The sequence below is a fragment of the Streptomyces durocortorensis genome (genome assembly GCF_016901035.1).
Lineage (GTDB): Bacteria > Actinomycetota > Actinomycetes > Streptomycetales > Streptomycetaceae > Streptomyces > Streptomyces durocortorensis.
Genome location: NZ_JAFEUF010000026.1, coordinates 1 through 19,922 on the forward strand (window position 1 = coordinate 1; position 19,922 = coordinate 19,922).

Genomic DNA, 19,922 nt, shown 5'->3' on the forward strand with positions numbered 1-19,922 from the left:
GTCCCGTCCCGTCCCGCTCTCCCCGTCCCGTCCCGTACGGTTCAGTCCTCGTGGCCCAGCTGGAGGTCCCGCTCGGTGCGGCCGCCGCCCGCGACCTGGAGGACCGTGGCGACCGGCGGGTATCCGGCGGCGATCACGGTGTACTCCCCCGACGACAGGTCGACGAACCGGAACGAGCCGTCCGCCCCGGTGGTGAGCGTGTCCACCACGTTCCCCGCCGCGTCGAGCAGGGTGACCCGGGCGTCCTCGACGGGCCGCCCGCCGGTGGCCCGGACCACGCCGCGCAGGACGGCCCCGCCCGCCAGCTGGATGTCCTGCCGGGTCTCCCGGGCGGCCTGCACGCTGACCGGGAGGGCGGCGGGGCGGAAGGCGGGGGCGCTGGCGGCGAGGGTGTACTCGCCCGCGATCAGCTCGCCGATGACATAGCCGCCCTCGCGGCCGGTCCGCGTCGAGGCGACGACCTCGCCCCGTACGTCGGTGAGGGTGACGGCCGCGTCGGGGACGGGGGCGCCGTCAGGGGTGAGGACGGAACCGGCCAGGCGGCCGGCGCCGCCGAGCACCACGTCCAGCTCGACGGGGCGTTCGCCCACGGTGACGCTGACGGCCTGCGGCTGGTGGCCTCCGGCGGCGGCGATCAGGACGTACGAGCCGGCGCCGGGGACGCTGAGTGCGTACCGCCCGTCCTCGCCGCTGCCCCCGCGCCCGACCTGCTGCCCCTGGACGTCGATGAGGGTGAGGGCGGCCCGGGGAACGGTGGTGCCGTCGGGGTGCTGGACGCCGCCGTGGACCGGGACACCGGCGCGCTGACCGGAGGCGGCGGGCCGGCCGGAGTCGGCGCGGGCGGCGGGGATCTGGGTGGTCGTGGGCTCGGCGGCGGCTTCGGGGCTGTGGTGGGACACCAGCGGTTTCTCCTTGAGGAAGAAGGCGAGGATCAGGCCGAGCACGAGCACCGGCACGAGGTAGAGGAAGATGCGCGGCATCGCGTCGACGTACGCCTGGATGTAGGCGTCGCGCAGCGCGGGTTCCATCGCGTGGACGATCTGCGGGGTGATCGACTCGGGGTCGGGCAGCTCCGCACCGGTGGGCAGGCGGACGCCGAGGGCGTCGGAGAGCCGCCCGGCGAACAGCGTGCCGAAGATCGCCGCGCCGACGCTGCCGCCGATCTGCCGGAAGTAGTTGTTGGCACTGGTGGCGGTGCCGAGGTCGGACGGGCGTACGGAGTTCTGCACGGCGAGCACGAGGACGGACATGACCAGTCCGATGCCGAGGCCGAGGACGGCCTGGTAGAAGCTGTACGCCAGGGGGGAGGTGTCCGCCTCCAGCAGGGACAGCAGCGCCATGCCGACCACCGAGACGGCGCCGCCGACGATCGGGTAGATCCGGTAGCGGCCGGTGCGGGTGATGAGCTGGCCCGAGGCGATGGAGCCGCCGACGATGCCCATCATCATCGGGAGCATCAGCAGCCCGGACTCGGTGGCGCTGACCCCGTCGACCATCTGGAGGTAGGTGGGGAGGTAGCTGGCGGCGCCGAAGAGCGCGACGCCGACGACCGCGCCGATCAGCCCGGTGACGTTGAAGACGGAGTCACGGAACAGCCGCAGCGGAATGATCGGTTCCGCGGCCCGGTGCTCGACGGCGACGAAGAGCGCCGTGGAGACCACCGCGCCCGCGGCGAGGCCGAGGATGGTGCGCGAGCCCCAGGCGTACTCGGTGCCGCCCCAACTGGTCACCAGCACCAGGCAGGTGGAGGCGACGGCGAGGAGCACCGCGCCCAGGACGTCGAGCCGGGGGCGTACGGCGGGCCGGGGCAGCTTGAGGACGACCGCGATGACGGCCAGGGTGACCAGGCCGAAGGGGACGTTGATGTAGAAGCACCAGCGCCAGGAGGCGTGGTCGGTGAAGAACCCGCCGAGCAGCGGTCCGGCGACCGAGGCGAGGCCGAAGACCGCACCGATGAGGCCCATGTAGCGGCCGCGCTCCCGGGCCGGGACGATGTCCGCGATGATCGCCTGGACGCCGATCATGAGACCGCCGCCGCCGACGCCCTGGAGGGCGCGGAAGGCGATCAGCTCGTCCATCGTGCGGGACCAGCCCGCGAGGGCGGAGCCGATGATGAAGACGACGATGGCGAACTGGAAGACGCCCTTGCGACCGAAGAGGTCGCCGAGCTTGCCGTACAGCGGCAGGACGATGGTGGAGGCGAGGAGATAGGCGGTGACCGCCCAGGACATCTTCTCCAGGCCGTGCAGCTCGCCGACGATCTTCGGCAGGGCGGTGGCGACGATCATCTGGTCGAGCGCCGCGAGCAGCAGGGTGAGCATCAGCCCGAGGAAGACCATGCGGACCTTGCGGGGGCTGATGTCCGCCGCCGCCTGGCCGGATCCCGGTCCAGCCGGAGGGGGCGGCGGGGGCGCCGGTGCGGTGGCTCCGGCGGCCGCCGCCGTGCCGCCCGGATCCGAGCCCTCCGGTCCTGTGCCGTCCGGCTCGTCCTTCACCAGCGTGATACCGCCCACCACGTAACGCTCCCCTCGTCGCACCTGCGCCGCCCATTTCTCGCATCGCGCGGCAAGGCGGGGCAAATGTGACGAGGGGCGTACGCGGCGCGCACAGAGGGCTTATGCGCCGGTGGGAGCCACTACGGCGCACAACCGGCCGCCCCGGAAAACCACCCGTTCCGGTGAGGCCGGTCCTCCCGCGGAGGCCGGATCGTCCGACCTCCGTTGCGGGGAAAGGGAGTTGCTTCTCGACCTCGGGAGCGAGGTTGAGGAAGTTACTTCTCGACCTCGGTGGCGAGGTTCTGGAGCAGCTCGTCGTAGATCCGGGCGAGGCCCTTGGGGGCGAAGGTCCGCTCGAAGAACCCGCCGATGCCGCCCGCGCCGTCCCAGACCGTGACGACGACGGCCTTGGACTTTCCCTCACCGGCCGGGGTGACGGTCCAGGTGGTGACCATGGAGGAGTTGCGGTCCTTCTCGACGAGCTGCCCGTCGGTCGGCTCGCTGACCTCCAGCAGGCAGTCGCGGACGCGCTTGCTGGTCGCCTGGAGCTTCCAGTGCACGAGGGTGCCCTCGCCGTCGCCGCCCTCGCGGACCTCGTACTCGCTGAAGTGCCCGGGCAGCACCTTGCCACGGACGTCCTTGTAGTCGGCCAGCGCGTCGAACACCGCCTCTGCGTCCGCCGCGATGATCCGCTCCGTGGTGGCCTCGACCTGCGCCATGGCTGTTCCTCCAGCACTCGGTTGTTCGGTGGGTGAGCTGAGCCAACCACCTCGGGCACAGCCGCTCAAAATCGGGGCTGGGAGAGGGTCGACGGGAGGGGATCGGGAGGGGATCAGGGGTGACGGGCGGCGAGTACGCAGAATTCGTTCCCCTCCGGGTCGGTGAGGACGGTCCAGCTCGCCCCGCCCTGTCCGACGTCGGCGCGCCGGGCCCCGAGCGCGAGCAGTCGTTCGACCTCCTCGTGCTGTTCCCGGTCGGTGGGGTTGACGTCGATGTGGAGCCGGTTCTTGACGGTCTTGCCCTCGGGAACGCGCGCGAAGGTCAGCGTCGGCGGCACGGGGCCAGGGCGGTCTTTCCCCTCGGGCACGGCGGGCGAGCCGATGGTGACGACGCCCTCCCCCTCCTCCACGCCCTGCACCTCGTAGTCGAGGACCGCGCACCAGAAACGGGCCAGGCCGGCGGGGTCGGCACAGTCGACCGCGAGCTCGGTGAACTTGCTGGCCATGGTCGGGACCTCCCGGTCAGGTAGCGGCTCCTTGACGGGCCACACGCTAGTCGCAGGGCTGCCTCGCACGATCAAGGGAACAAGTGTTCTATTCTGCGAGCAGTGCTACCGAGGAGGCGTCCATGCGCTGGGACAATTTGGTCGAGAACGGCTCGACGACCGGGAACAGCGCGCTCTTCGCCGCGGACGCGGTGACCACGCGCACGTTCGACACCCCGGAGTTCCGGGGCATCACCTTCCACGAGATCCGGGCCCGTTCGATCCTGAACCGGGTGCCCGGGGCCTCGCGGATGCCGTTCGAGTGGACGGTGAACCCGTACCGGGGCTGCTCGCACGCCTGTGTGTACTGCTTCGCCCGCAAGACCCACAGCTATCTGGACCTGGACACCGGCATCGGCTTCGACTCCCAGATCGTCGTCAAGGTCAACGCCGCCGAGCTGCTCCAGCGGGAGCTGGCCTCCCGGCACTGGCGGGGCGAGCACATCGCCATGGGCACGAACGTGGACTGCTACCAGCGGGCGGAGGGCCGGTACCGGCTCATGCCCGGCATCATCAGCGCCCTGCGCGACCGCGCGAACCCGTTCTCGATCCTCACCAAGGGCACGCTGATCCTGCGGGATCTGGAGCTGCTGCGGCAGGCCGCCGAGGTCACCGAGGTCGGCGTCTCGGTCTCCGTGGGCTTCACCGACCGGGAGCTGTGGCGGACGGTGGAGCCGGGCACCCCCTCCCCCGGCCGCCGCCTCGACGCCGTCCACACGCTGACGCAGGCCGGGATCGGCTGCTCGGTCCTGATGGCGCCCGTCATCCCCTTCCTCGGCGACAGCCCGGAGCAGCTGCGCGCCACGGTCTCCGCGATCGCGGCGGCCGGGGCCGTCTCGGTGACCCCGCTCGTCCTGCATCTGCGCCCCGGCGCCCGCGAGTGGTATCTGCGCTGGCTGGGCCTGCACCACCCGCACCTGGTGGAGCGGTACGAACGGATGTACGGGGACGGGGCGTACGCCCCCACCTGGTACCAGCGCCGGATCACCCGTCAGGTGCACGAGCTGGCGGACGAGTTCGGGATCGGCCCGGCGCACCGGGGGGAGACGACCCGCCGGATCACCCCGGCCCCGGCAGCCCAGGCGGCTGCCCCGGAGCCCGGGCCGACCCAGCTGACCCTGCTCTGACATCCGTCCGAAGGCGACCGGTGGGGCCTGTGGGTACTCAAGGCCACCCGTGGGGCCGATGGCGTGACCGTACGGGTCGACTCCGCGCGGAACGGGCCCTTCCGCGGGGGAATTCGGGGAGCATGCGGCGGGGACCGGTGATCCGGCGCCGCGTCCCGCCACTCCGGGAGGCCCCATGACGAAACGTGCAGGAATTCTGGTCGCCGTCGGCGCGACCGTCGCCGGTCTGCTGACCGCCGCGCCCGGTCCGGCCGCCGCCACCTCGGCTAGCACGCCGCCCGCCCCGAAGCTGAAGTGGACCGACTGTCCGACCGAGAGCTACCCGACGCTCCAGTGCGCGAAGGTCCGCGCCCCGCTGGACCACCGTCGCCCCTCGGGCCGTCAGGTCACGCTCGCCCTGTCCCGTGTCCCGCACACCGCGAAGAAGTTCCAGGGCCCGCTGCTGGTCAACCCGGGCGGGCCGGGCGGCAGCGGTCTGTCGATGGCCGGGTTCGTGGCGTCCTCGCTGCCGAAGAAGGTGGCCGCACAGTACGACGTGATCGGCTTCGACCCGCGCGGCGTCGGCAAGAGCACGCCCGCCCTGAACTGCCTGCCCGGGCACTTCGACCCGGTCCGCCCCGACTCGGTGCCGACCTCCTACCGCTCCGAGCGGATCAACCGGGACCGCGCCGAGGCCTTCGCCCGGGCCTGCGGCGAGAAGCACGGCGATGTGCTGCCGTACATGGACACGGTCAGCGCGGCCAAGGACCTCGACGTGATCCGCAGGGCGCTGGGCTCCCGGCAGCTCAACTACTTCGGCTACTCCTACGGCACCTACCTCGGCGCGGTCTACGCCAAGCTGTACCCGGAGCGCGTGCGCCGGCTGGTGCTGGACTCGGTCGTGGACCCGGACGACGTCTGGTACGAGGGCAACCTCGGCCAGGACTACGCCTTCGACGACCGCCACAAGGCCTTCGCCGCCTGGGTCGCGAAGAACGACGCCACGTACGGCCTGGGCACCGACCCCGCACGGGTCGAGGCCGCCTGGTACCGGATGCGGGCGGACGTGGCACGGACGCCCGCCGGCGGCACGGTCGGCGCGAGCGAACTGGAGGACACCTTCCTGCCCGGCGGGTACTACAACGGCTACTGGCCCTACCTCGCCGAGGCGTTCGCCGCGTACGTGAAGAACCGGGACGCCGAGGCGCTGGTCGAGGTGTACGAGAACTTCGGCGCGGTCGACGCGAGCGGCGACAACGGCTACTCGGTCTACACGGCCGTCCAGTGCCGCGACGCCGGCTGGCCCGAGCACTGGAGCACCTGGCGCAACGACAGCCGGCGCATCCACAAGAAGGCGCCGTTCATGACCTGGAACAACACCTGGTACAACGCGCCGTGCGCGAACTGGCCGGTGCCTCCGCTGCGGCCCCTCCCGGTGAACAACCGCCAGCTGCCCCCGGCGCTCATCCTCCAGGCCACCGACGACGCGGCGACCCCGTACGGCGGGGCGGTCAGCATGCACCGCAAGCTCAAGGGCTCCAGCCTCGTCGTGGAGGAGGGCGGCGGCAACCACGGCATCACGCTGAGCGGCAACGACTGCCTGGACCGGCATCTGACGGCCTATCTGACCGACGGCACGGTCCCGCGCGGCCGGGGCGAGGCCGACGCGGTCTGCGCCGCCCTGCCGGAGCCGAAGCCGCTGCCCGCCGAGAAGGCGGCGGCCCAGTCGGTGGACAACAGCAAGGGCAGCCGTCTGCACGGTCTGCTGGGCTTCCGCCGCTGAGCCGTCTCTCGCCGGCCCGTTGACGCGGCGTCGAAAATCACGGGCGGGGCGCGAGGGAGTGGTCGAGGATGGTCCGGCATGAGCCACTCCACCACTCCCCCGCACCCGCCCGGCACCACGGTCCGTGACATGCGGATCGAGGACTGCGAGGCGGTCGCCGCGGTCCGGGTGCGCGGCTGGCAGCACGCCTACCGGGGCCTGCTGCCGCAGCCGTATCTCGACCGGATGGACATCGCCGAGGAGACCGGGCTGCGGCGCAGGCACTTCGAGGAACGCGGCGAGACCGTCAACGTGGTCGCCGAAGAGCCGGACGGCACGGTGACCGGCTGGGCCTGCGTCGGCCCGCACCGCGCCGAGGACCACGGGCTCCCCGGGTGCGAGCTGTACGCGATCTACATCCTGCCCGAGCACATCGGGACCGGGACCGGCCGCGCCCTGCTGGCCGAGCTGACGGCCCGGGCCGCCGCCGCGGGCCACCCGGACATGGCGCTGTGGGTGCTCCGGGAGAACGCGCCGGCGCGCCGGTTCTACGAGCGGGCCGGATTCCGGCCGGACGGGGCCGAGGACACGTTCCTGGCGGGCGGCACCCTGGTGAACGAGGTGCGCTACGTCCGCCCGCTCACTGCACCGAACGTACGCCCCCTCACTCCCCCGGCAGCCGGCTGAGCGCCGCCGCGGCGGCCGCGCCGAGCCGGGGATGCGGGAGGGCAGCCGTGAGGACCGGACGGGCCTGTTCGTCGGCCAGTCGGCCGAGGCCCTCGACGCAGGCCAGGGCGACGCGCCAGTGGGGTTCGCCGGGGGCCAGCAGGCGCTGGAGGGTGGTGACCAGGGCGGGGACCGACTCGGGGGCCCGCAGGTCGGTCAGCAGGCGTACCGGGTGCAGGGCGTAGGCGGTGCGCAGGGCGTTGGTGGCGAGCGCGGCGGCGGCCCGGGATGTGCGGGGGTCGTCCAGGCGGGCCAGGGCGTGGGCGGCGGAGACGCAGCGTTCGGGGTCGCGGTGGTTGAGCAGGAGCACCAGTGCCTCGAAGGCCCGCCGGTCGCCCGCGCAGCCGAGCCGGAAGGCGGCCATCTCGCGGGCCCACAGCGGCTGGTGCGGCTCCACGAGGACGCGGGCCAGCTCCTCGGGGTCCTCGGCGGCGACGAGCAGGGCGTAGCGCGGTGACCCGGCCGCCTCGGGCTCCAGCCGGTCCACGAGTGAACGGAACTCCTCGTCCATGACGTCATCCATGACGCTCAGCGTATCGACGGACACGCTCCGTGCGGGGCCGGTCGGCGGAGCCCGTGTGGTCCAGGGCACACGAACCCAGGGGTGGCGCGCTCGTTACTCGCCGGTTAATCTCATCTGAGCGGGGCACACTCCCCGCAGGCTTCGGTGGCCTGGTGACGCAGCCATCGGAGTGCTTGTCGGTTCGGCTTTACGTGCGACGGACTCCGGGACAGAGTCCGTCACCCCTCACGGCCGGGCGCGCTCGCTCGCGGCGCGTCGGCCCCGTGCTCCACGACACGCAGCTCCCGTACGCCACGCGCCGCTCCCTCATCGCCGCGCGCGCCGTGCTCCCACAGTCGTCACTCACCCTGGAGTCCCGTGATGGACACCCCTCTCTCCACCATCGCCGTCGTCGGCCTCGGCACCATGGGCACCGGCATCGCCGAGGTCCTGGCCCTGGCGGGCCGCGAGGTCATCGGCATCGACATCAGCGAGGCGGCCGCCGTCGGCGCCGTCGCCTCCCTCGAAGCGTCCACCGCACGGGCCGTCGCCCGCGGGCGGATCACCGAGCAGGAGCGGGCCGCCGCGCTCGCCCGGTTCCGCACCGGGGACAGCCTCCGGGCCGCCGCCGATGCCGAGCTGGTCATCGAGGTGGTGCCCGAGTCGTACGAGATCAAGCAGCAGGTGTTCCGGGAACTCGACGCGATCGTCTCCCCCACCGCGATCCTGGCCACCGGCACCAACGCCCTGTCGGTGACCCGGCTGGCCGCCGAGTCGCAGCGCCCCGAGCGCGTGCTCGGCCTGCACTTCTTCAACCCGGCGCCCGCGATGAAGCTGGTCGAGGTGGTCTCCTCGGTGCTGACCGCACCGCCCGCCGTCGAGACCGTCACCGCGCTGGCCCGGGAGCTGGGCAAGGAGCCCGTCGCGGTCGGCGACCGGCCCGGGTTCGTCGCGGACGGGCTGCTCTTCGGCTACCTCAACCAGGCCGCCGCGATGTACGAGGCGAACTACGCGTCGCGCGAGGACATCGACGCGGCGATGAAGCTGGGCTGCGGGCTGCCGATGGGCCCGCTGGCCCTGCTGGACCTGATCGGCATCGACACCGCGCGCACGGTCCTGGAGGCCATGTACGCCGAGTCCCACGACCGGCTGCACGCCCCCGCCCCCGTCCTCGGGCAGCTCAGCAGCGCGGGCCTGACCGGGCGCAAGGCCGGGCGCGGCTTCTACACGTACGACGCCCCGGGCGGCCAGGACGTGGTGCCCGACGCGCTGACCCCGGCGGCGGAGAGCACGGCCGGGTCCGGGCGCGAGGTGACGTCGGTCGGGGTCGCGGGCTCCGGGACGATGGCGTCCGGCATCGCGGAGGTCTTCGCGAAGGCCGGTTACGGCGTCGTGCTGGCGGCCAGGAGCCAGGAGAAGGCCGAAGTCGCCAAGGGCCGGGTCGCGAAGTCGCTGGAGCGTTCGGTGGCCAAGGGGCGGCTGAGCGCCGAGGCCCGGGACGAGACGCTGGCGCGGATCACGGCGGCCGGTTCGCTGGACGCGTTCGCGGAGGTCGACCTCGCCGTCGAGGCGGTCGCCGAGGACCTGGAGGTCAAGCAGCAGCTTTTCGCGGCGCTGGACAAGGTCTGCCGGCCCGGCGCGGTGCTCGCCACCACCACCTCCTCGCTGCCGGTCGTCGCCATCGCCCGGGCGACCGCACGCCCCGAGGACGTCATCGGGATGCACTTCTTCAACCCGGCGCCCGCGATGAAGCTGGTCGAGGTGGTCCGCACCGTCCTGACCGCCGACGACGTGCACGCCACGGTCCGCGCGGTGTGCGCGAAGATCCGCAAGCACCCGGTGGACTGCGGGGACCGGGCCGGGTTCATCGTGAACGCGCTGCTGTTCCCGTACCTCAACAACGCGATCAAGATGGTCGAGCAGCACTACGCCACGCTGGACGACATCGACGCCGCGATGAAGCTGGGCGGCGGCTACCCGATGGGCCCGTTCGAACTGCTCGACGTGGTCGGCCTGGACGTCTCGCTGGCCATCGAGAAGGTGCTCCACAAGGAGTTCCGCGACCCGGGCCTGGCGCCCGCGCCGCTGCTGGAGCACCTGGTCGCCGCGGGCTGCCTCGGCCGCAAGACGGGGCGCGGCTTCCGCGAATATGCCCGTCGCTGAACCGGGAGCCGGGTGGGGCGGGCTGCTGGGGCCCTCCGGCGGCCCGCCCCCGCAGGCGCGCTCTCCTGCACCGATGCGTTACGTTCATGCCATGTCCCAGCCCGCCAAGTCACCCCGTGCCACCGCCGCGACCGACGCCCCGGAGACCACCACCGCGGGAACCCGCGCCGCCGCCCAACGGCTCAAGATGCGCCGCGAACTGGCCGCCGCGGCGATGGAGCTCTTCGCCACGAAGGGCTACGAGGCGACGACCGTCGACGAGATCGCGGGCGCCGCGGGCGTGGCCCGCCGGACCTTCTTCCGCCACTTCCGCTCCAAGGAAGAGGCCATCTTCCCGGACCACGACGACACCCTCGTCAGGGCCGAGGCCGTCCTGAACGCCGCCCCCGCGCACGAGCACCCGCTCGACACCGTCTGCCGCGGCATCAAGGAAGTCATGAAGATGTACGCGGCCAAGCCCGCCGTCTCCGTGGCCCGCTACAAACTGACCCGCGAGGTGCCCACCCTCCGGGAGGCCGAGATCGCGTCGGTGGCCCGCTACGAGCGGCTGTTCACCCGCTATCTCCTGGGTCACTTCGACGAGCGCGACCACCATGTGGGCAACGACGACCCGCTGCTCGCGGAGGTCGCCGCGTCCGCCGTGGTCACCGCGCACAACCATGTGCTGCGCCGCTGGCTGCGGGCGGGCGGCCAGGGCGATGTGGAGGCCCAGCTCGACCGGGCCTTCGCCATCGTGCGCGACACCTTCGGCACGGGCATCGGGGCCGGCCGGACCGCGGGGGCCGAGCCCGAGCGGGCCCCGGCGGCGTCGGTGGCGGCGGACGGCGAGGTGCTCGTCGCCGTGGCGCGTACCGACGCCCCGCTGGACGAGGTCATGCGGACGATCCAGCAGGCGCTGAAGGACCGCTGAGGCCGGACGCGGAACCCGCGGGACACGGGGCCGTAAACCGTTCGCGGCCACCACGGCCCCGTGGTGGGGTTCCGCCATGCGAAACGACGACGTACGCGCCCTGTACGACCGCACGATGCGCGAGCACGCCCGTCCCGACGGCCCCGGTGTCCGGGTCGAGCGGGACGGGCCCCTCGTGCGCCAGGTGGGCGGCCCCGACGACTGGAACGGGGTCGTCTGGTCGTCCCCGGACCTGGACGCGGAGGGGGCCGACGCGGCGATCGGGGCCCAGATCGCCCACTGCACCGCGCACGGCCTGCCGGAGTTCGAGTGGAAGCTCTACTCCCATGACCGGCCGGCCGATCTGGGCGACCGGCTGCGGGCGGCCGGATTCGTGCCGGAGCCGCCGGAGACCCTGCTGGTGGCGCCTGTCGCACCGCTGACCGGGCCGGTCGCGCTGCCCGAGGGAGTCACGCTGCGCCCCGTGACGGACGCGGCGGGGGCGGAGCTCATGGCGCAGGCCCACGAGCGGGCGTTCGGCACGGACGGGAGTCGACTCCTGCTCCAGGTCGCGAAGCGGCTGGAGGAGGCCCCCGAGGACTTCGTGGCGCTCGTCGCCCTGGCGGACGGCGAGCCGGTCAGCTCGGCCCGTATGGAACTCCACCCCGGCACCGGCTTTGCAGGTCTCTGGGGCGGCGGGACGATCGCCGAGTGGCGGGGCAGAGGCCTCTACCGGGCCTTGGTCGCCCACCGGGCCCGGATCGCCGCCGAGCGCGGCTACCGCTTCCTCCAGGTCGACGCGACCGACATGTCCGCCCCGATCCTCGTCCGGCTCGGCTTCACGGCGCTCGGGACGACGACGCCGTATGTGTACCGACCCGGCCGGTAACCGCCTGCCAGCAGGACAGAACGTCTCGTAACGCCCATCGTGTTGCTCATGCGTGCCCACGAGATGACAAGTGAGAGAAATTGTTGGCACTGGGTGCCTTGTCAGGTGTCACGGAGTGCCATACGTTGAAGGTGTCCGGGCGGCCGGCGTGCTGAGACCTCATACGTACGCCGGCTGTCCCCGCAACCACCGTGCTGCGCGCCCGGACGCCTGCGTCACAGGCACCCTTCTGCTCCACCGAGCAAAGCCGAGCTCCACCTGCCGAACCGACGGCAACACCTCCACACCGCACCGCACGCCCTGCCAGCAGGGCCCCTCAAGCGTTCCCTCGACGCCGCATCACCGGAGGCAACACCGTGAAGGAAATCCTGGACGCGATTCAGTCGCAGGACAGCACCGCCGCGGACTTCGCGGCCCTGTCCCTCCCCGAGTCCTACCGCGCGATCACCGTGCACAAGGACGAGGCGGAGATGTTCGCGGGCCTCGAATCCCGCGACAAGGACCCCCGTAAGTCGATCCACCTCGACGACGTCCCGGTCCCCGAACTCGGCCCCGGCGAGGCCCTCGTCGCCGTGATGGCCAGCTCGGTGAACTACAACTCCGTCTGGACGTCGATCTTCGAGCCGGTCTCGACGTTCGGCTTCCTGGAGCGGTACGGGAGGCTCAGCGAGCTGACCAAGCGCCATGACCTGCCGTACCACGTCATCGGGTCGGACCTGGCGGGCGTCGTCCTGCGTACCGGTCCCGGTGTGAACGCCTGGAACCCGGGCGACGAGGTCGTCGCGCACTGCCTGAGCGTGGAGCTGGAGTCGAGCGACGGCCACAACGACACGATGCTCGACCCCGAGCAGCGCATCTGGGGCTTCGAGACCAACTTCGGCGGCCTGGCGGAGATCGCCCTCGTCAAGTCCAACCAGCTGATGCCCAAGCCGAAGCACCTCAGCTGGGAGGAGGCAGCCGCCCCGGGCCTGGTCAACTCGACCGCGTACCGCCAGCTCGTCTCGCGCAACGGCGCCGGCATGAAGCAGGGCGACAACGTCCTGATCTGGGGAGCCAGCGGCGGACTCGGCTCCTACGCCACCCAGTTCGCGCTGGCCGGCGGCGCCAACCCGATCTGTGTCGTCTCCTCCCCCGAGAAGGCCGAGATCTGCCGGAAGATGGGCGCCGAGGCGGTCATCGACCGCAACGCCGAGGGCTACAAGTTCTGGAAGGACGAGCGCACCCAGGACCCGAAGGAGTGGAAGCGCTTCGGCAAGCGCATCCGCGAGTTCACCGGCGGCGAGGACATCGACATCGTCTTCGAGCACCCCGGCCGCGAGACCTTCGGCGCCTCGGTCTACGTCACCCGCAAGGGCGGCACGATCACCACCTGCGCCTCCACCTCGGGCTACATGCACGAGTACGACAACCGCTACCTGTGGATGTCCCTCAAGCGCATCATCGGCTCCCACTTCGCCAACTACCGCGAGGCCTGGGAGGCCAACCGCCTCATCGCCAAGGGCAAGATCCACCCGACGCTCTCCAAGACGTACTCCCTGGAGGACACCGGGCAGGCGGCCTACGACGTCCACCGCAACCTCCACCAGGGCAAGGTCGGCGTCCTCGCCCTCGCCCCCCGCGAGGGTCTGGGCGTCCGCGACCAGGAAATGCGCGAGCAGCACATCGACGCCATCAACCGCTTCCGCAACGTCTGAGGTTCTCCGATGAACGAACGTCAGAAGGACCGGCCCTGGCTCATGCGGACGTACGCCGGTCACTCGACCGCCGAGGCGTCCAACGAGCTGTACCGCCGCAACCTCGCCAAGGGCCAGACGGGTCTCTCGGTCGCCTTCGATCTGCCGACGCAGACCGGATACGACCCGGACCACATTCTCGCCCGCGGCGAGGTGGGCCGTGTCGGTGTTCCCGTCTCGCACCTCGGTGACATGCGGCGGCTGTTCCAGGACATCCCCCTGGAGCAGATGAACACCTCGATGACGATCAACGCGACCGCCATGTGGCTGCTGGCGCTCTACCAGGTGGTCGCGGAGGAGCAGGGGGCCGACCCCACCAAGCTCCAGGGGACGACGCAGAACGACATCGTGAAGGAGTACCTCTCGCGCGGGACGCACGTCTTCCCGCCGGTGCCCTCGCTGCGGCTGACCACGGACATGATCACGTACACGGTCAACCGCATCCCCAAGTGGAACCCGATCAACATCTGCAGCTACCACCTCCAGGAGGCGGGGGCCACCCCGGTCCAGGAGATCGCGTACGCCATGTCGACCGCCATCGCGGTGCTCGACGCGGTCCGCGACTCGGGCCAGGTGCCCGAGGAGAAGTTCGGTGACGTGGTCGCCCGCATCTCGTTCTTCGTGAACGCGGGCGTCCGCTTCATCGAGGAGATGTGCAAGATGCGCGCCTTCGGCCGCATCTGGGACCGCGTCACCCGCGAGCGGTACGGCATCACGAACGAGAAGCAGCGCCGCTTCCGCTACGGCGTCCAGGTCAACTCCCTCGGCCTGACCGAGGCGCAGCCGGAGAACAACGTCCAGCGGATCGTGCTGGAGATGCTGGCCGTCACCCTCTCCAAGGACGCCCGGGCCCGCGCGGTGCAGCTGCCGGCCTGGAACGAGGCGCTGGGGCTGCCCCGGCCGTGGGACCAGCAGTGGTCGCTGCGGATCCAGCAGGTGCTGGCGCACGAGAGCGATCTGCTGGAGTACGAGGACATCTTCGCCGGTTCGCACGTCATCGAGGCCAAGGTGGACGCCCTGGTCGAGGAGTCGCTGGCGGAGATCGACCGGATCCAGCAGATGGGCGGCGCCATGGCGGCCGTCGAGTCCGGCTATCTCAAGTCCGAGCTGGTCTCCTCGCACGCGGCCCGGCGGGCCCGGATCGAGGGCGGCGAGGAGAAGATCGTCGGCGTCAACATCTACGAGTCCACCGAGCCCAACCCGCTCACCTCCGACCTCGACGGCGCGATCATGACGGTCGACCCCGAGAACGAGGCCCGGGTCGTGGCGTCCCTGCACGAGTGGCGGGACAACCGCGACGAGGCGCGGGCGTCGGAGGCACTGGCCGCGCTGAAGAAGGCCGCCGCGGGCACCGAGAACATGATGGAAGCCACCGTCGAGTGCGCCCGCGCGGGCGTCACCACCGGCGAGTGGTCCTGGGCGCTGCGGGACGTCTTCGGCGAGTTCCGCGCGCCCACCGGGGTCTCCTCGGCCCCGGTCGCGGTCACCGCCGAACCGGGCAGCACGCTCGCCCTGGTCCGCGAGAAGGTCACCCGGACCGCCGCCGACCTGGGTGTCGGGCGACTGCGTCTGTTGGTCGGCAAGCCCGGTCTGGACGGGCACTCCAACGGGGCCGAGCAGATCGCCGTACGGGCCCGTGACGCCGGGTTCGAGGTGGTCTACCAGGGGATCCGGCTGACCCCCGAGCAGATCACCGACGCAGCGCTGGCCGAGGACGTGCACTGTGTGGGGCTGTCCATCCTGTCCGGCTCGCACGCGGAGTTGGTCCCCGACGTGCTGCACCGGCTGCGCGAGGCCGGGGCACCGGACATCCCGGTGATCGCGGGCGGCATCATCCCGCCGGCCGACGCCGCCGCACTCATCGAAGCCGGAGTGGCCGCCGTCTTCACCCCGAAGGACTTCGGCATCACGGAGATCATCGGCCGTATCGTCGACGAGATCCGGAAAGCGAACAAGCTCGACCCTCTGGAGGTCCCCGCATGACCACGCCCACCACCCCCGTGAACCGGCTGCGCCCGCGCCGTTCGTGCCTGGCCGTGCCGGGCTCGAACCCGCGCTTCCTGGAGAAGGCCCAGGGCCTCCCGGCCGACCAGGTCTTCCTGGACCTGGAGGACGCCTGCGCGCCGCTCGCCAAGGAGGGTGCCCGCCACACCATCGTGGACGCGCTCAACAACGGTGACTGGAGCGGCAAGACCCGGGTCGTGCGGGTCAACGACTGGACGACGCACTGGACGTACCGGGACGTCATCACGGTCGTCGAGGGCGCGGGGCCGAACCTCGACTGCATCATGCTGCCGAAGGTCCAGGACGCCCAGCAGGTCGTGGCGCTGGACCTGCTGCTGACCCAGATCGAGAAGACGATGGGCTTCGAGATCGGGAAGATCGGCATCGAGGCGCAGATCGAGAACGCCAAGGGTCTGGTGAACATCGACGAGATCGCCGCCGCCTCGCCACGCCTGGAGACGCTGATCTTCGGCCCGGCCGACTTCATGGCGTCGATCAACATGAAGACCCTGGTCGTGGGCCAGCAGCCGCCCGGCTACCCGGCGGACGCCTACCACTACATCCTGATGCGCATCCTGATGGCGGCCCGTACGCACGACCTCCAGGCGATCGACGGCCCGTTCCTCCAGATCCGTGACGTGGACGCCTACCGCGAGGTGGCCGGCCGCGCCGCCGCCCTCGGCTTCGACGGCAAGTGGGTGCTGCACCCGGGCCAGGTCGACGCGGCGAACGAGGTGTTCTCGCCCTCGCAGGAGGACTACGACCACGCCGAGCTGATCCTCGACGCCTACGACTGGTGCACCTCCGAGGAGGGCGGCAAGAAGGGCTCCGCGATGCTCGGCGACGAGATGATCGACGAGGCCAGCCGCAAGATGGCCCTCGTCATCGCGGGCAAGGGCCGGGCCGCCGGAATGCAGCGCACGTCCAAGTTCGAAGCCCCGGAGGCCTGACCATGCAGTTCGGACGCACTTTTGAGGAGTTCGAGGTCGGTGCCGTCTACAAGCACTGGCCCGGAAAGACGGTCACGGAGTACGACGACCACCTCTTCTGTCTGCTGACCATGAATCACCACCCGCTGCACATGGACAGCAACTACGCGGAGAGGACGACCGACTTCGGAAAGAACGTCGTCGTCGGCAACTACATCTACTCGCTGCTGCTCGGCATGTCGGTGCCGGACGTCTCCGGAAAGGCCATCGCCAATCTGGAGGTCGAATCGCTCAAGCACATCGCGCCGACCTTCCACGGCGACACCATCTACGGCGAGACGACCGTGCTGGACAAGACCCCGTCGAAGTCCAAGAACGACCGCGGCATCGTGTATGTGGAGACCAAGGGATACAAGCAGGACGGCACGGTCGTCTGCGTGTTCCGGCGCAAGGTGATGGTCCCCACCGAGACGTACATCAAGGAGCGCGGCGGGGAGCAGCCCGGCCGCCCGACGCCCGCCAAGTAACCGTGTGCAGCCTTAAGGCCATCCGCGTGAAGCCACAGGAGAAGCAGCCATGACGCGACTCGCCCAGACAGCCGGTCTGAACGACATCCAGCGGGAAATCCTTTCCACGGTCCGGGATTTCGTCGACAAGGAGATCATTCCGGTCGCGACCCAGCTGGAGCACCGCGACGAGTACCCCACGGAAATCGTCGAGGGGCTCAAGGAACTCGGCCTGTTCGGGCTGATGATCCCCGAGGAGTACGGGGGTCTGGGTGAGTCGCTGCTCACCTACGCGCTGTGCGTGGAGGAGATCGCGCGCGGCTGGATGAGCGTGTCGGGCATCATCAACACGCATTTCATCGTGGCCTACATGCTCAAGCAGCACGGTACGCAGGAGCAGAAGGACACGTTCCTGCCGCGGATGGCCCTCGGCGAGGTGCGCGGCGCGTTCTCGATGTCCGAGCCGGCGCTCGGCTCGGACGTCTCGGCGATCTCGTCCAAGGGCGTGAAGGACGGCGACGAATACGTCCTCAACGGCCAGAAGATGTGGCTGACGAACGGCGGAACGTCTACTTTGGTGGCTGTTCTGGCCCGAAGTGACGAAGGCCACCCCGAGGGCACCGCACCGCACAAGTCGATGACGACCTTCCTGGTGGAGAAGGAGCCCGGCTTCGGAGAGGTCCGGCCCGGCCTGACCATCCCCGGGAAGATCGACAAGATGGGCTACAAGGGCGTCGACACGACCGAGCTCATCATGGACGACCTGCGCATTCCGGCCAATCGCGTCCTCGGCGGCACGACCGGCCGAGGGTTTTACCAAATGATGGATGGCGTCGAAGTCGGCCGGGTGAATGTCGCCGCGCGTGGCTGCGGTGTCGCGCAGCGTGCATTCGAACTGGGCGTTTCGTACGCCCAGCAGCGCCACACCTTCGGCAAGCCGATCGCCCAGCACCAGGCGATCCAGTTCAAATTGGCCGAAATGGCCACCAAGGTCGAGGCCGCCCATGCGATGATGGTCAATGCAGCACGCAAAAAGGACTCCGGGGAGCGCAACGACCTGGAGGCAGGGATGGCGAAGTACCTCGCCTCCGAGTACTGCAAGGAAGTCGTCGAGGACGCCTTCCGCATCCACGGCGGCTACGGCTTCTCCAAGGAGTACGAGATCGAGCGCCTCTACCGCGAGGCGCCGATGCTGCTGATCGGTGAAGGTACCGCCGAGATCCAGAAAATGATCATTGGCCGGCGACTCCTGGAGGAGTACCGATTCCAGGGCTGATTGTCCGTTTCGGGGTGATTTAGTGGCGAAGAACGTCACACCAAGTCACCCTCGACGGGCGGCGTTCGACAGTCCGACTCGGCTGCTGGCTTGCCCAGTTGCGCCCGGCAACCGATAGCATCTTCGGAAAGCCGCCGTCCCCCGTTGCCAGCGCGGCATCATCCGCTACGAAGGTCATTCATGCCCGACAGCACTTCCACCGCATCCCGCGGCGGGGTCCGCATCGCCCGCGGAGCATCGCCGTGGCTCCTGCCGACCGTCGCCACCGCAGCCCTCAGCCTGGCCCGCGCCCGCAAGTCGGGGCGCTGGGCAGCAGCGGCCGTGCCCACCACCGCGCTCGCGGCGGGCATGCTGTGGTTCTTCCGTGACCCCGAGCGCGAGATCACCGAAGGCCGGGTCATCTCCCCGGCCGACGGCGTGGTGCAGAGCATCATGCCGTGGAAGGACGGGCGCACCCGCGTCGCGATCTTCATGAGCCCGCTCAACGTCCACGTCAACCGCGCGCCGCTGGCGGGCACCGTGACGTCGGTCGAGCACATCCCGGGCGGGTTCGTTCCGGCGTTCAACAAGGAGAGCGAGAACAACGAGCGCGTTGTCTGGCACTTCGACACCGAGCTCGGCGACATCGAGATGGTGCAGATCGCGGGAGCGGTCGCCCGTCGGATCGTGCCGTACCTCCCCGAGGGCACGAAGGTGGAGCAGGGCGAGCGCATCGGCCTGATCCGCTTCGGCTCGCGCGTGGACATCTACCTCCCGGAAGGGATCGATGTCGCGGTCGAGGTCGGTCAGGCCACTACCGCGGGGGTGACTCGAATTGACCGTGATTGATCCTGACAGTAAGGCCGACTGGGTTCCGGAGGCCGACAGCGAGAACGACGTCGACGGCGACGACATGCCGCTGTCGATGCGGCTGTCGATAGCGGACACGCTCACGCTCGGTAACGCGACGTGCGGGTTCATGGCGGTGTACTTCACCACCACGGGCATTCTGATCCCGCACCTCACGGGCAGCGACGAGACGGGCATGGCCCGGCACTCGGCCGCCACCGCCGTGATCCTCATGCTGATGGCCGCGATCTTCGACCTGTTCGACGGACTCGTGGCCCGCAAGCTGCGTTCCTCGCCGATGGGCGCCGAGCTGGACAACCTCTCGGACCTCATCAGCTTCGGGCTCGCACCGGCCTACTTCGTGCTCGTGTACGGCATGGTCGCCGACGACGCCCATCAGCGGGTGTCGGCGCTGGCGGCGATCGTGGTGTTGCTGGCGGTGGTCCTCAGGCTGGCCAGATTCTCCTGCGTGACACTGAAGGACGGCATGTTCCAGGGCATGCCGAGCCCCTTCGGAGCGCTGACGGTCGTCTCGATCGTGCTCCTGGAGCTGCCCTTCGTGCCGACCCTGCTCGCGATCGTCGGCGTGGCATGGCTGATGGTGAGCCGGGTGGAGTACCCGAAGCCGCGGGGCATCCTCGCGGTGGCGATGCTCGGCTGGATCGTGGCCGCGATGGGGCTGCTCGCCGCATGGGCGTTCGACGCGCCCGGCGGTCAGCTGCTGCTCCAGACGGGCTGCGCGCTCCAGGTGGTGCTCGGCGCGGTGATCCCGCTGTTCGCCACGGCGCGGCGCGTGAACACGTTCCGCGACAACCGGCGCGAGGCACGGGCGGCCCAGCTGCCGTAGCGG

The 19,922-nt window shown here is 70.6% G+C and carries 17 protein-coding genes; 13 read left to right on the forward strand and 4 right to left on the reverse strand.

Features of this window, described 5'->3' with window-relative positions; genetic code table 11:
- Nucleotides 1-41: 41 nt before the first annotated feature.
- From JS521_RS08125 to JS521_RS08135, 3 genes are all read right to left on the reverse strand, one after another.
- Nucleotides 42-2,516 (reverse strand): MFS transporter, encoded by a 2,475-nt coding sequence (locus tag JS521_RS08125; RefSeq protein ID WP_205082052.1) that lies wholly within the window; start codon nt 2,514-2,516, stop codon nt 42-44.
- Between the two features lie 254 nt (nt 2,517-2,770).
- The gene (locus tag JS521_RS08130; RefSeq protein ID WP_205082053.1) at nt 2,771-3,214 is read right to left on the reverse strand and encodes an SRPBCC family protein; all 444 of its coding nucleotides are present in this window, start codon (nt 3,212-3,214) and stop codon (nt 2,771-2,773) included.
- Nucleotides 3,215-3,327: 113 nt separating this feature from the next.
- Entirely contained in the window at nt 3,328-3,720 is a 393-nt protein-coding gene (locus JS521_RS08135) for a VOC family protein (protein WP_205082054.1), read from the reverse strand.
- 122 nt (nt 3,721-3,842) lie between these two features.
- Here JS521_RS08135 and JS521_RS08140 point away from each other — a divergent pair, with 122 nt between their 5' ends.
- From JS521_RS08140 to JS521_RS08150, 3 genes are all read left to right on the forward strand, one after another.
- On the forward strand, nt 3,843-4,886 hold the full coding sequence (locus JS521_RS08140; protein WP_205082055.1) for an Rv2578c family radical SAM protein: 1,044 nt from the start codon (nt 3,843-3,845) through the stop codon (nt 4,884-4,886).
- A gap of 175 nt (nt 4,887-5,061) precedes the next feature.
- Nucleotides 5,062-6,648: an alpha/beta hydrolase gene (locus JS521_RS08145; RefSeq protein ID WP_205082056.1), complete on the forward strand. Its 1,587-nt coding sequence runs from the start codon at nt 5,062-5,064 to the stop codon at nt 6,646-6,648.
- Nucleotides 6,649-6,726: 78 nt separating this feature from the next.
- Nucleotides 6,727-7,314: a GNAT family N-acetyltransferase gene (locus JS521_RS08150; protein ID WP_205082057.1), complete on the forward strand. Its 588-nt coding sequence runs from the start codon at nt 6,727-6,729 to the stop codon at nt 7,312-7,314.
- Here JS521_RS08150 and JS521_RS08155 read toward each other — a convergent pair.
- Nucleotides 7,292-7,876, reverse strand: coding sequence for an adenylosuccinate lyase (locus JS521_RS08155; protein ID WP_239486947.1), 585 nt, complete (start codon nt 7,874-7,876; stop codon nt 7,292-7,294). The two genes, JS521_RS08150 and JS521_RS08155, sit on opposite strands and share 23 nt — an antisense overlap.
- Nucleotides 7,877-8,236: 360 nt before the next feature.
- Between JS521_RS08155 and JS521_RS08160 the strand changes: the two genes are divergently transcribed.
- The 10 genes from JS521_RS08160 to pssA all read left to right on the forward strand — a co-directional run bounded on the left by JS521_RS08160 (nt 8,237) and on the right by pssA (nt 19,919).
- A complete protein-coding gene (locus JS521_RS08160; protein WP_205082058.1) occupies nt 8,237-10,018 on the forward strand; it encodes a 3-hydroxyacyl-CoA dehydrogenase family protein in 1,782 nt (593 codons plus the stop codon).
- A 91-nt stretch (nt 10,019-10,109) separates the two neighbouring features.
- Complete coding sequence (locus JS521_RS08165; protein ID WP_205082059.1) at nt 10,110-10,928, forward strand: TetR family transcriptional regulator; 819 nt, start codon at nt 10,110-10,112, stop codon at nt 10,926-10,928.
- A 76-nt stretch (nt 10,929-11,004) separates the two neighbouring features.
- Nucleotides 11,005-11,796 carry a GNAT family N-acetyltransferase gene (locus JS521_RS08170; RefSeq protein WP_205082060.1) on the forward strand — a complete coding sequence of 264 codons (792 nt, stop codon included), beginning with the start codon at nt 11,005-11,007 and terminating at the stop codon, nt 11,794-11,796.
- A 356-nt stretch (nt 11,797-12,152) separates the two neighbouring features.
- Nucleotides 12,153-13,490: a crotonyl-CoA carboxylase/reductase gene (gene ccrA, locus JS521_RS08175; RefSeq protein WP_205082061.1), complete on the forward strand. Its 1,338-nt coding sequence runs from the start codon at nt 12,153-12,155 to the stop codon at nt 13,488-13,490.
- Nucleotides 13,491-13,499: 9 nt separating this feature from the next.
- Entirely contained in the window at nt 13,500-15,512 is a 2,013-nt protein-coding gene (locus JS521_RS08180) for an ethylmalonyl-CoA mutase (RefSeq protein ID WP_205082062.1), read from the forward strand.
- Nucleotides 15,509-16,483, forward strand: coding sequence for an HpcH/HpaI aldolase/citrate lyase family protein (locus JS521_RS08185; RefSeq protein ID WP_030801199.1), 975 nt, complete (start codon nt 15,509-15,511; stop codon nt 16,481-16,483). Before JS521_RS08180 ends, JS521_RS08185 begins: the two co-directional genes overlap by 4 nt.
- 2 nt (nt 16,484-16,485) lie before the next feature.
- Nucleotides 16,486-16,989, forward strand: a complete 504-nt coding sequence (locus tag JS521_RS08190) for a MaoC family dehydratase (RefSeq protein WP_073742845.1) — start codon at nt 16,486-16,488, stop codon at nt 16,987-16,989.
- A gap of 49 nt (nt 16,990-17,038) precedes the next feature.
- On the forward strand, nt 17,039-18,244 hold the full coding sequence (locus JS521_RS08195) for an acyl-CoA dehydrogenase family protein (protein ID WP_010058363.1): 1,206 nt from the start codon (nt 17,039-17,041) through the stop codon (nt 18,242-18,244).
- A 180-nt stretch (nt 18,245-18,424) separates the two neighbouring features.
- A complete protein-coding gene (locus tag JS521_RS08200) occupies nt 18,425-19,072 on the forward strand; it encodes a phosphatidylserine decarboxylase (RefSeq protein ID WP_010058364.1) in 648 nt (215 codons plus the stop codon).
- A complete protein-coding gene (gene pssA, locus JS521_RS08205; protein ID WP_205082063.1) occupies nt 19,059-19,919 on the forward strand; it encodes a CDP-diacylglycerol--serine O-phosphatidyltransferase in 861 nt (286 codons plus the stop codon). The genes JS521_RS08200 and pssA overlap by 14 nt, the downstream gene beginning before the upstream one ends.
- Nucleotides 19,920-19,922: the final 3 nt, after the last annotated feature.

Excerpts from the sequence above, each read along its gene's own strand:
- JS521_RS08140 (WP_205082055.1), top strand. The coding sequence starts at position 3,843 with ATGCGCTGGGACAATTTGGTCGAGAACGGCTCGACGACCGGGAACAGC.
- JS521_RS08180 (WP_205082062.1), top strand. The coding sequence starts at position 13,500 with ATGAACGAACGTCAGAAGGACCGGCCCTGGCTCATGCGGACGTACGCC.
- JS521_RS08145 (WP_205082056.1), top strand. The coding sequence starts at position 5,062 with ATGACGAAACGTGCAGGAATTCTGGTCGCCGTCGGCGCGACCGTCGCC.
- JS521_RS08170 (WP_205082060.1), top strand. The coding sequence starts at position 11,005 with ATGCGAAACGACGACGTACGCGCCCTGTACGACCGCACGATGCGCGAG.
- JS521_RS08135 (WP_205082054.1), bottom strand. The coding sequence starts at position 3,720 with ATGGCCAGCAAGTTCACCGAGCTCGCGGTCGACTGTGCCGACCCCGCC.
- JS521_RS08130 (WP_205082053.1), bottom strand. The coding sequence starts at position 3,214 with ATGGCGCAGGTCGAGGCCACCACGGAGCGGATCATCGCGGCGGACGCA.
- JS521_RS08185 (WP_030801199.1), top strand. The coding sequence starts at position 15,509 with ATGACCACGCCCACCACCCCCGTGAACCGGCTGCGCCCGCGCCGTTCG.
- JS521_RS08155 (WP_239486947.1), bottom strand. The coding sequence starts at position 7,876 with ATGGATGACGTCATGGACGAGGAGTTCCGTTCACTCGTGGACCGGCTG.
- JS521_RS08195 (WP_010058363.1), top strand. The coding sequence starts at position 17,039 with ATGACGCGACTCGCCCAGACAGCCGGTCTGAACGACATCCAGCGGGAA.
- JS521_RS08190 (WP_073742845.1), top strand. The coding sequence starts at position 16,486 with ATGCAGTTCGGACGCACTTTTGAGGAGTTCGAGGTCGGTGCCGTCTAC.
- JS521_RS08160 (WP_205082058.1), top strand. The coding sequence starts at position 8,237 with ATGGACACCCCTCTCTCCACCATCGCCGTCGTCGGCCTCGGCACCATG.
- JS521_RS08200 (WP_010058364.1), top strand. The coding sequence starts at position 18,425 with ATGCCCGACAGCACTTCCACCGCATCCCGCGGCGGGGTCCGCATCGCC.
- JS521_RS08165 (WP_205082059.1), top strand. The coding sequence starts at position 10,110 with ATGTCCCAGCCCGCCAAGTCACCCCGTGCCACCGCCGCGACCGACGCC.
- JS521_RS08150 (WP_205082057.1), top strand. The coding sequence starts at position 6,727 with ATGAGCCACTCCACCACTCCCCCGCACCCGCCCGGCACCACGGTCCGT.